Source organism: Myxococcus llanfairpwllgwyngyllgogerychwyrndrobwllllantysiliogogogochensis, from assembly GCF_006636215.1.
GTDB classification, from domain to species: domain Bacteria; phylum Myxococcota; class Myxococcia; order Myxococcales; family Myxococcaceae; genus Myxococcus; species Myxococcus llanfairpwllgwyngyllgogerychwyrndrobwllllantysiliogogogochensis.
On sequence record NZ_VIFM01000612.1, the window covers coordinates 1 to 620 of the forward strand.

General features: G+C 77.4%; 1 protein-coding gene. It reads right to left on the minus strand.

Features of this window, described 5'->3' with window-relative positions:
• A partial coding sequence (locus FJV41_RS57075) for a TolC family protein (RefSeq protein ID WP_181791539.1) occupies positions 1-620 on the minus strand: 620 nt, incomplete at both ends.

Consider the following 620-nt stretch of genomic DNA (forward strand, 5'->3'; position numbering starts at 1 on the left):
CCCGGCACCTCGGGCACGCGGGCCACCCAGGTGCCGGGCGGCAGCGCGAAGGCGGCTGGCGGCTGGCCCGCCAGCACCGCGATGGCGTGTTCGTAGCCGGCGCGGTTGCGCTGCACGGTGGCCAGATCTGCGCGCGCGTTCGCGAGCTGGGTGCGGGCCTGCAGCACGTCGGACTGGGCCGCCACGCCGGCGTCGTAGCGGTTCTGGGCGATGCGCAGGCTGCGCTCGTAAGCGTCCACGGTGGCGCGCAGCAGGTCGGTTTCGGCATCGGCCTCGCGCAGCTGGAAGTAGGCGGTGACCAGCGAGCCCACGGCCGAGAGCCGCGCCGCGGCCAGGTCCGCCTCGCTGGCCTGGGCGCTGGCGCGGGCACTGTCCACCGTGCTGCCCAGGCGGCCCCAGACGTCCGGCGCCCAGCTCGCCCCCAGCGCCGCCTGCGCGGTGGTGCCGCGGCGCGCGGAGCCCTCGCCGCCCGAGCGCGTTTCGCTGGCCGACAGGCTCACGCCCGGCAGCAGCCCGGCGCGCTGCTCGCGCACCAGCGCCTGCGCCTGGGCGTAGGCGGCCACGGCCGCGGCGATGTTCTGGTTCGACACCTGCACCTGCGCGGCGAGGCGGTCCAGGTC